The organism is Micromonospora sp. 15K316 (assembly GCF_004348525.1).
In the GTDB taxonomy this organism is placed as follows: Bacteria; Actinomycetota; Actinomycetes; order Mycobacteriales; family Micromonosporaceae; genus Micromonospora.
Genome location: NZ_SMKG01000250.1, coordinates 1 through 8,227, shown reverse-complemented (window position 1 = coordinate 8,227; position 8,227 = coordinate 1). Strand labels below are relative to the sequence as shown.

General features: G+C 70.3%; 9 protein-coding genes and 2 tRNA genes. 7 read left to right on the top strand and 4 right to left on the bottom strand.

The window, feature by feature from the left end:
- Nucleotides 1–312: 312 nt before the first annotated feature.
- Nucleotides 313–403: transfer RNA gene (locus E1211_RS28340), tRNA-Ser, on the top strand.
- A 35-nt stretch (nt 404–438) separates the two neighbouring features.
- Nucleotides 439–511, top strand: a tRNA-Arg gene (locus tag E1211_RS28335).
- A gap of 133 nt (nt 512–644) precedes the next feature.
- On the opposite strand, the gene E1211_RS28330 is transcribed toward E1211_RS28335, so the two are convergent.
- A complete protein-coding gene (locus E1211_RS28330) occupies nt 645–1,739 on the bottom strand; it encodes a GDSL-type esterase/lipase family protein (RefSeq protein WP_132352665.1) in 1,095 nt (364 codons plus the stop codon).
- A gap of 484 nt (nt 1,740–2,223) precedes the next feature.
- Between E1211_RS28330 and E1211_RS28325 the strand changes: the two genes are divergently transcribed.
- Nucleotides 2,224–2,508: an antibiotic biosynthesis monooxygenase gene (locus E1211_RS28325; RefSeq protein ID WP_132352663.1), complete on the top strand. Its 285-nt coding sequence runs from the start codon at nt 2,224–2,226 to the stop codon at nt 2,506–2,508.
- Between the two features lie 20 nt (nt 2,509–2,528).
- Here E1211_RS28325 and E1211_RS28320 read toward each other — a convergent pair whose 3' ends face one another.
- Together E1211_RS28320 and E1211_RS28315 are read right to left on the bottom strand one after the other, a co-directional pair.
- Nucleotides 2,529–3,509, bottom strand: a complete 981-nt coding sequence (locus E1211_RS28320; RefSeq protein ID WP_132352661.1) for an NADPH:quinone reductase — start codon at nt 3,507–3,509, stop codon at nt 2,529–2,531.
- A 303-nt stretch (nt 3,510–3,812) separates the two neighbouring features.
- Entirely contained in the window at nt 3,813–4,445 is a 633-nt protein-coding gene (locus E1211_RS28315; protein WP_243709732.1) for a TetR/AcrR family transcriptional regulator, read from the bottom strand.
- Nucleotides 4,446–4,607: 162 nt separating this feature from the next.
- Here E1211_RS28315 and E1211_RS28310 point away from each other — a divergent pair, with 162 nt between their 5' ends.
- Together E1211_RS28310 and E1211_RS28305 are read left to right on the top strand one after the other, a co-directional pair.
- A complete protein-coding gene (locus tag E1211_RS28310) occupies nt 4,608–5,345 on the top strand; it encodes an SDR family NAD(P)-dependent oxidoreductase (RefSeq protein WP_132352659.1) in 738 nt (245 codons plus the stop codon).
- A 102-nt stretch (nt 5,346–5,447) separates the two neighbouring features.
- Complete coding sequence (locus E1211_RS28305; protein WP_132352657.1) at nt 5,448–5,915, top strand: nuclear transport factor 2 family protein; 468 nt, start codon at nt 5,448–5,450, stop codon at nt 5,913–5,915.
- A 174-nt stretch (nt 5,916–6,089) separates the two neighbouring features.
- Here the strand turns inward: E1211_RS28305 and E1211_RS28300 are convergent, their stop codons facing one another.
- Nucleotides 6,090–7,211, bottom strand: coding sequence for an esterase-like activity of phytase family protein (locus E1211_RS28300; protein WP_207915541.1), 1,122 nt, complete (start codon nt 7,209–7,211; stop codon nt 6,090–6,092).
- A 157-nt stretch (nt 7,212–7,368) separates the two neighbouring features.
- On the opposite strand from E1211_RS28300, the gene E1211_RS33760 reads away from it, so the two are divergent.
- Nucleotides 7,369–7,491 (top strand): hypothetical protein, encoded by a 123-nt coding sequence (locus E1211_RS33760; protein WP_256371341.1) that lies wholly within the window; start codon nt 7,369–7,371, stop codon nt 7,489–7,491.
- A gap of 97 nt (nt 7,492–7,588) precedes the next feature.
- Complete coding sequence (locus E1211_RS28295; RefSeq protein ID WP_132352653.1) at nt 7,589–8,215, top strand: hemerythrin domain-containing protein; 627 nt, start codon at nt 7,589–7,591, stop codon at nt 8,213–8,215.
- Nucleotides 8,216–8,227 lie beyond the last annotated feature (12 nt).

The following is an 8,227-nucleotide window of genomic DNA, read 5'->3' as shown; positions in this document are numbered from 1 at the left end:
GGCGCGGCCTTCGCGCGACGGGATCTTGTCGGCTTCGCCGGGGGCGGCGCCGGCTCGGGAGCGGCGGGCGGTTTGCCGGGTGGGGTGAAGGTCGCCTCGGGAAGGTGCCGCCGGGCCCCGTCAGCAGGCTCGCGGCGGGTCGGCTCGCTCGGGGGCTGCTCGTGCATATCGATGGAGCGTAGCCGTGATCGCGTCGACGCACAGCGTGGAAGTACAGCGAGGCCGAGACCGGACGGAGCCGCCGAGGAGGTCGCTTTGCCCCCGGTGGGTGCGGCCCTGTATCCTCGGGCGCGGTGACTTGCGGGTCACCGAGGAGACTTCGCCTAGTCTGGTCTATGGCGCCGCACTGCTAATGCGGTTGGGGTCTTAAAGCCCCTCCCGGGTTCGAATCCCGGAGTCTCCGCGCGAAAGTCGGTCGTGTAGGCTGACTGAGCACCAGCGCCCGTAGCTCAATGGATAGAGCATCTGACTACGGATCAGAAGGTTAGGGGTTCGAGTCCCTTCGGGCGCACAGCAGGTCAGGGGCCGTTTCGGGAAACCGAGACGGCCCCTTTCCCGTCCTGCGGGGAAATACCGCAGCGCCCGGGTCTCGTCGGACGCCTTGTCGTTTCTGCCGTGACGCGGTCGACAACCGCGACAGTTCTCTAGAGCGCGAGGTCGGCCAGGTCGACGGCGTCCGCCATGGCCTTGGCGCCCCGGTCGTTCAGGTGCATGCCGTCGCCGCTGTCCAGCGCCGGGTGGATGTGGTCGGGGGCCTGCGGGTCCGCCACGGCCCGGGCCACGTCGAAGACGCCGTCGAAGACATCGGTCGTACGGATCCAGTCGTTGACCTGACGCCGAACGGCGAGGCCCTCCGGCGTGCTGATCGGCGCGCCACCGAAGGCGCCGATGGTCCCGCCGAGGATCTTCAGGCCCGCATCGTGGGCGCGATCGGCCAGCTCGGTGAAGCCCTGGACGAGGGCGGCGGCGGTGGGCAGCGGCTCGCCCAGCATGCGGGGGAGAACCAGGTCGTTGATGCCGAAGTGCAGCAGGACGTGGGTGAGTCCGGGTACCGAGAGGACGTCCCGGTCGAAGCGCGTCAGCGCGTGTTCGCCGACCCCGTCGCGCAGGAGGCGGTTCCCGGCGATGCCCTGGTCGACGACCCACCCTCGTTCGAGCCGCCGGTTGAGGTAGTCGACGGAGCGCCGGTTCGCGCTGGTCGTGGTGCCGACTCCTTCGAACCAGGAGTCGCCGAAGGCGACGGCGATCGCGGTCCCCGGTGCGGCGAGCACGTCGACACCGGAGATGTAGAACCGCCCTTCCACCTGCGCGGCCCGAGGGAGCGTGGGCGACGCGACGTGGTCCCCGTCGACGATTCGGGCGACCTCGGCGGGTCGGTGGGAGTAGGTGGCCAGACCGGTCCGCTTCGGGAGGTAGAGCCTGACGACCAGGTCCGCCCCGGCGCCGACGGGAAGGTCGACCGGGTCGGAGACGAGCTCCTCGCCCACCGGGACGACGAACTGCCCGGTGCCGTCGAAGGTGAGGGCGCCCTGCCGCCGGCCGACCGCGTACGTCGCGGCCGCGATCGTCAACGGGGTACGGCCGTACCGGTTCGTCAGGCGTACGCGGAAGGCTTCTCCGCCGCCGGGCAGGTGCAGCACCTGTCGTACGGTCTGGTCGGCGAAGCCACGTGGCTCGCTGAGCTGGAGCTGGTCGTAGGGGTCGATCACTGCGGTACGGAAAGCGGCTGTCCAGATCATGATCGCTCCGTTTGGTCGGTGCCGCTCATGTGGCGGTCGGGACGGTGTGTGGCGGGTCCCGTTCGGGGGTCTCCGCGATTCCGACCCGTCCCAGCTTGGGGCAGCGGGACAGTGGTGCGGGTGTTTTCCGGGTCGTGCTCGCGCTTCCCCGTCGGCAGCCCGATGGCGCCGTCGCCGAAGGGCACGAACGGCATTTCGTCCAAGATATTGACAGTCCAAAACTAGTACAGTCAATATCCGTGACTGTATTCACCCTTCTGGGGGCGGGGAGGTGCATCACCGCCCGTGCCGGGGGTGGAGGCCGCGGAACCTCGTCGGCCGCAGTGGCTCCGGCTGCGGCCCGGGCAGGAGTCGGCTGGCGAGCATGCAGGAATCCGTGGGGCGCGGGTGCTCCGCCTCCAGGTGACCCCCGTTGCCGCCCGAGAGGTGGATGGTCCAACTTTTGGACTATGTGATCGTCCTACCGAACGCACCGGAGGAATTCATGCCCACCGTGGAACTCACTCGCTTCCGGGTCGACCCGGCCCGCGAGAGCGACCTGTTGCAGGCCCGGCCCCGGATGCTCGCCGATTTCCAGGCGGACCGCTCCGGCTTCATCGAGGCGCGTCTGGTGCGCCTCCCCAACGACGAGTGGCTGGACATCGTGCTCTGGGAGACGCCCGAGGACTTCGCCGCGTCCAGGGCCAAAGGTGCCAACCTGCCCGGAATCGCGGCGTTCTTCGACGCGATCGCCGCCCTCGTCAGCGCCGAGGAGGGCATCTCTTGCTGACCGTCCCGCCCGCCGCGTCGTCAGAGCCTGATGACGACGCGGCCGGCGGTGGCCGGGTCCTCGACCAGTTCGTGGGCCCGAACGATCTCCGGCAGCGGCAGCTCCGCGGCGATCGGGTAGCGCAGGTCGCCGGTGACCAGGGCCTCCGTCAGCGACCGGGCCGCCGCCTCGTTCGCCTCCTGCGGGAAGTCGTCGTTGCTGAGGAAGCGCACCGTGATGTTCTTGAAGGCGTACGGCCAGTACGGGATGCGCGGTGAGCTGTCGCCCGTGGCGTACGTGGCGATGACTCCGTTGTAGGCGAGAATCTTCTCGTTCAGTTCGAGGTTGGCGTCGAAGGCCAGTTCGGCCACCCGGTCGACGGGTTCGCCGCCGGTCGCCGCCAGGATCCGTTCAGCCGCTCCGCCGCTCGACACGTCGACGGCATGGTGGGCGCCGGCTTCGAGGGCTGCCGGGATCTGCTCGGCGTGCCGTACGGTCGCGACGACGGTGGCGCCGCCCCGCCGGGCAACCGCCACCGCCGCCCGTCCCACCGCGCCCAGCGCACCCGTCACCAGGACGCGCCGCCCCGTCACCGCGCCGTCCGCGAAGATCGCGCGATGTCCGGTGATGCCGGGGATGCCGAGGCCGGCGGCCTGCTCGTCGGGGACGGAAGACGGCAGCGGTACGGCATGGGCGGCCGGCACCACTGTGTACTCGGCGGCCGTGCCGAACGGGCGGTACGACTGCGCGAGGTAGACCCAGACCCGCTCCCCGATCCGGGCCGGGTCGACGCCTTCGCCCACCGCGTCGACGACGCCGCTGCCGTCACCGTGCGGGATCACCTTCGGGTACGACATCGTCGAACCCCAGTAGCCGCGGCGCTTGCCGATGTCGCCGACGTGGATGCCGGAGGCGGTGACGCGAACCCGGACCTCGCCGGGGCCGGGCCGTGGATCGGGCATCTCGCCGACCCGCAGCACCTCGGCCGCCTCGCCCTGCTTCTCGTACCAGGCTGCGCGCATCTCGGGTCTCCCTCATCCGAATTTAGTCCAATTTCTTGACCGTCCAAAACTATGACTAAATCTCGGGTGGTCGTCAAGCGGGTGGAGTCCCCGGCCCGGCCCGGACTGTGGCAGGCCTGGTGCCCGGATCAGAGCCGTTCGGTCGCACGCTGACGAAGCTCGTCAAGCTGCGGCAGTGGAGCCGAGCTGCCCGCGGTGCTGTCCGCTCGGGAGCGGGGCGGGTGCCGGATGGCTTGGAACGCCGGCAGCCCTCGTGCACGTGCGTACGGGGCGGCCGGGAGAGCAGTGGAGCGGCGGGCCGGATCAGTCGGAGTCGGCTGCGGGCAGCCGGCGGCCCGGCGGGTGCGGCAGGCGCGGGGCGTTCGTGGCACGGAGCCCGTCGAAGGTCAGTTCGAGGTAACGGCGCCATGCCTGCGGCTGCGCGGCCAGCAGGGGCACCGCCGTCTGGTGGATGCCGCCGAGCAGCAGCACGATGTCCATGCCGGTGACGTCGCCGCGGATCGCGCCCTGCTCGCGTGCCCGGGCCGTGAGCGTCTCGGCGGTCTCGCCGAGGCGTTCGATCGCGGACCGCACCTGAGAGAGCTGCAGCGACGGGCGCCCGATCACCTCGCAGAACGCGCGGTCTGCGGCGAGCACCTCGACGCCGACCGTCATGAACTCGTGCAGCGCGGCGGCCGCGTCGTCGGCGTCGACCAGCCGGTCCGCTGTGCCGGTGAGCCGGTCGAGCAACTGGAGCATGATCGCCGCGAGTAGATCCTCCTTCGAGGCGAAGTGCCGGAACACGGTGCCCTTGGCGAGGCCGGCACGCTGGGCGATCTCACCCATCGACACGTCGACCCCGCACTCGGCGAACGCCGCGGTCGCCGCGTCCAGCAGTAGGCGCCGGTTGCGCACCATGTCCGCCCGCTGGCTCGGAGCTGCTGTCGTCTCGGTCACGCGTACCCCCTCCCGGACGTCGAGCCTACCACCAAGATGACCGGCTGGTCATTTTCTCTGCTACGGTCAACATGACCGGGCGGTCATCTTTCGCGCCGCCGGTCGCCGCCTGGCGGAACGGCAGGCGGATCAGCCAGCACGAACCCACCCCGGAGAAGGACAATGAGCAACACACTGGAAGGAAAGGTCGCCCTCGTCACCGGAGCCTCCTCGGGCATCGGCCAGGGCACCGCACTCGCCCTGTCGAAGGCAGGCGCCCGGGTCGCAGTCGGAGCCCGCCGGGCCGACCGGTTGAAGGCCCTCACGCAGGACGCCCCGGGCGAGATCCTGGCCCTCGACCTGGACGTCACCGACCGCCGGTCGGTGCAGGACGCGGTCGCGGCGACCGTCGACCGTTTCGGGTCCCTCGACATCCTGGTGAACAACGCGGGCGTCATGCTCAGCGGCCCGATCCTGGGCGCGGACCTCGCCGAGTGGACGCGCATGGTCGAGACCAACCTGCTCGGCTCGATGTACGCGGTGCACGCCGCCCTGCCGCACCTGCTCGCGTCCAAGGGCGCCGTGGTGCAGATCTCCTCGACCTCGGGGCGTACGGCCTCCGCCGCGAGCGCCGTCTACGGGGCGACCAAGTTCGGCATCACCGCCTTCTCGGAGGCGCTGCGGCAAGAGGTCACCGCCGAGGGCGTACGGGTGATCGTCGTCGAACCCGGATTCGTCCACACCGAGCTGGCCAGCCACATCAGCGACCCGGCCATCCAGGCCATGGCGAAGAGCATGGCCGAGTCGATGCGGACCCTCCGGCCCGACGACATCGCGAGCGCCGTGCTGTACGCGCTCACCCAGCCCCACCACGTCGCCGTCAACGAGATCCTGATCCGACCGACCGATCAGACCCGCTGATCCGCAGCCGACGGGGTTCCCGGCGGGGGTGGCCGACGGGCGGCCGCGTTTCGCCCTGCTCCCGCCGGGAATGCCGCAGCCCGCTCCGGAGGGGAGAAGACCATGAGCGAGGCGCGCCCGCCGTTTCCGCCCTTCGACCTCGACAGCGCGATCGCCAAGGTGCAGGCCGCCGAGGACGCCTGGAACAGCCGCGACCCGCACCGGGTGAGCCTCGCGTACACGGAGGACTCCGTCTGGCGTAACCGCGACCAGTTCATCACGGGCCGTCAGGCGATCGTCGAGTTCCTCACCGGGAAGTGGGAGCGCGAACTCGACTACGTGCTGCGGAAGAGTCTCTGGTGCTTCCGGGAGAACCGGATCGCCGTTCGCTTCCAGTACGAGTGCCGCGACCGCGAGGGTCAGTGGTGGCGGAGCTACGGCAACGAGCTCTGGGAGTTCGACGACAGCGGCCTGATGCGTCGCCGTGAGGCGAGCATCAACGACGTGCCGATCAGTGAGGCCGAACGGCGCTACTTCGGGCCGCGGCCCGAGGGTGAGCGCGGCGCGGGTCACGACTTCCCGGTGCGGTGACCCGGCGGAGCCTCGGTCGGGGCACGCCTGGCCGCCGGCCTCGGCCGCCAGGTGCGGCGGGCAGGCCAGGCCGCGATGATCGACGCGACGTCGGTGCGGTCGGGGTGTCCCGAACCCGCCGGGCCCCCGATTCCCGCGACCCCGAGTCGATCATCGCGGCGGCGAGCGCGAGTGTCAGGGCAGCCGCGCCTGCAGGGTCAGCACGCGGGTCACCTGGATCGGGTTGAAGTTGTCGTCGCTGACCAGGTGAATCTCGGCCTTCCCGTTGCTGCGCCCGCGGTCGACCGTCAGGGCCTCGTAGTTGTCGAGCAGCGGGTTGATCTGCGGTTCGGGGCTGGTGGCACCGAGGGTCGGGCAGTCGACCAGGTCCGCGACCAGCCGCTTGCCGATCACGCTTCGGGCCGGGGCGGCGGAGAGGTTCCCGATCGGAGTGACGTCCCTGGCCCGGTCCGCGCCGGTCACCGCGTACAGCCGGACCGTGTTGCCGACGTTGGCGGTGAAGGCGGCTTCGAGCACCACGAACCGGCCGTCGCCGTACGGGGCGATCTCCGCGATCCGAAGTCCCTCATCGACCTTGTACCCGATCTGCCGGACCAGCCGGTAATCGTGGTGCCGATCGGCCCGGTAGACGAGGATCCGCCGCCAGGCCGCCTCGCCCGCCGGCGACACGTCGCCGCTGAGGGTGTCCTCCATGGCGGCGTAGACGTACTGGCCGTCGGGGGAGATGCCGAGCCCTTCGAGGGTGCCGTTGTCGGTGGCCTCCCCGGCCGGGGAGACCCGGAAGCGTGCCGGCACCGGCAGTTCGGCGCGCTCCACCCCGTCCCGCCCGAAGATCCGGATCGAGGGCTCGGACTCGGAGCTGACGATGAACCTGCCGTCGGGCAGGACGGCGAGGCCCTCGGCGTCGAAGTTCGTACCGTCGTACGGCGTGCCGTCCGCCTTGGTCAACAGGGTCGAGCCGGTGACCTGCGGGTGGCCGGGGTCCCGGAAGAACCACAGCTGGGCGGGGAGCGTGCCGCTGCGGTCCACCACGGAGACGTAACCGCGACTGCGCTCGTCGTACGTGATGGCGGACAGGCCGCCGACCTGTACGCCCTTGACGGTGACCTTGTCCAGGGCGTCACTGAACCCCACCGCTCTGGTTCCGGGTGCACAGTTCGGGGCCGGCTTGCCGGCGGTGGACTCCGCAGCGGCCTGCGCCGCAGGTGCGGCGACGGACGCGCCGAGCAGTGCGGCCAACGCAGCCCCGACGAGGGCGCGGCGTCCGTGCACACGTCGCCTGACGGATCGAGCCATGTCAAACTCCATTCGTGGATGCTCGGGTGACTATCTGCACCGAGCAGCAGGGAGAAGCTAACTACTTGTGCAGAGGTGAGCAACGTGACGGACGCTATAAATCCGTGCACGGCGGCAGGGCCGTCATGGGCTTCTTGCTGGTCGATCCCATGTAGAGGTGGTGCTGAACCGGCGGCTCATCGGGAAGATGAACCAGAACCACCGGGCGAACGTGTACCGATTTGGTGAACTGTCGGACGTCACGGATGCGGCTGACGACGACCGGAAACGCTATTTCTGAGCGGCCTCGGCCGGTCTCTTCCGACGGGTGTGTCGACGCTCACACGAGGGGTAGCTTTATTCACTAAAGTGGCCTATAGCGAACTATTGTTCATGCCATGACCAGCGCCCCGGAGCCCCGCTCCGTCATTGAGACTCGGCTCACCCACGACACGCACCGCCAGGCGACGACCCTGCTGGCCGAGGCCGCGGCTCGTCCGGAAGCCGATGTCGCCCACCTCACCGAACTTCGCGACTTCCTGGTGGCGACGCTGCGCCACCACCACGAGAGCGAGGACCACGACCTCTGGCCGATGATCGAGGCCGTGACGCCCGGCGCGGCGGAGCCGCTCAAGGCCCTCACTGACGAGCACGACGCCCTGGACGCCACCCTGGACGCGCTGGAGGCCGTGCCGGTGCCGGCCGAGGGTGACCGTCGGGAGTTGGTCGCTGCCGCGACCGCCCTGCGGGACCTCGTCCACACGCACCTCTCGCACGAGGAGCCCCTGCTCTTCCCCGCGCTGCGGGACCACGTGTCGCCCGAGGCGTGGGAGGCTTTCGCGCTCAAGGTGATCGCCACGACGCCGCCGGCCGGTGCCGGCCTGCTCGTCGGCTTCTTCGACGAGGTCGGCACCCCGGACGAGGTCGCGCTGATCCTCTCCGCGCTCCCGGCACCCCTCCAGGATGCCGTCCCCGCCATCCGCGCCCACTCCGTCGCAGTGATCGCCTCCCTCCGCAAGGCCTGACCCCAGCGCGCC

Coding starts and splice junctions, on each gene's coding strand:
- E1211_RS28330 (WP_132352665.1), bottom strand. CDS start 1,739: ATGATCTGGACAGCCGCTTTCCGTACCGCAGTGATCGACCCCTACGAC.
- E1211_RS28325 (WP_132352663.1), top strand. CDS start 2,224: ATGCCCACCGTGGAACTCACTCGCTTCCGGGTCGACCCGGCCCGCGAG.
- E1211_RS28320 (WP_132352661.1), bottom strand. CDS start 3,509: ATGCGCGCAGCCTGGTACGAGAAGCAGGGCGAGGCGGCCGAGGTGCTG.
- E1211_RS28310 (WP_132352659.1), top strand. CDS start 4,608: ATGAGCAACACACTGGAAGGAAAGGTCGCCCTCGTCACCGGAGCCTCC.
- E1211_RS28305 (WP_132352657.1), top strand. CDS start 5,448: ATGAGCGAGGCGCGCCCGCCGTTTCCGCCCTTCGACCTCGACAGCGCG.
- E1211_RS28300 (WP_207915541.1), bottom strand. CDS start 7,211: ATGGCTCGATCCGTCAGGCGACGTGTGCACGGACGCCGCGCCCTCGTC.
- E1211_RS28295 (WP_132352653.1), top strand. CDS start 7,589: ATGACCAGCGCCCCGGAGCCCCGCTCCGTCATTGAGACTCGGCTCACC.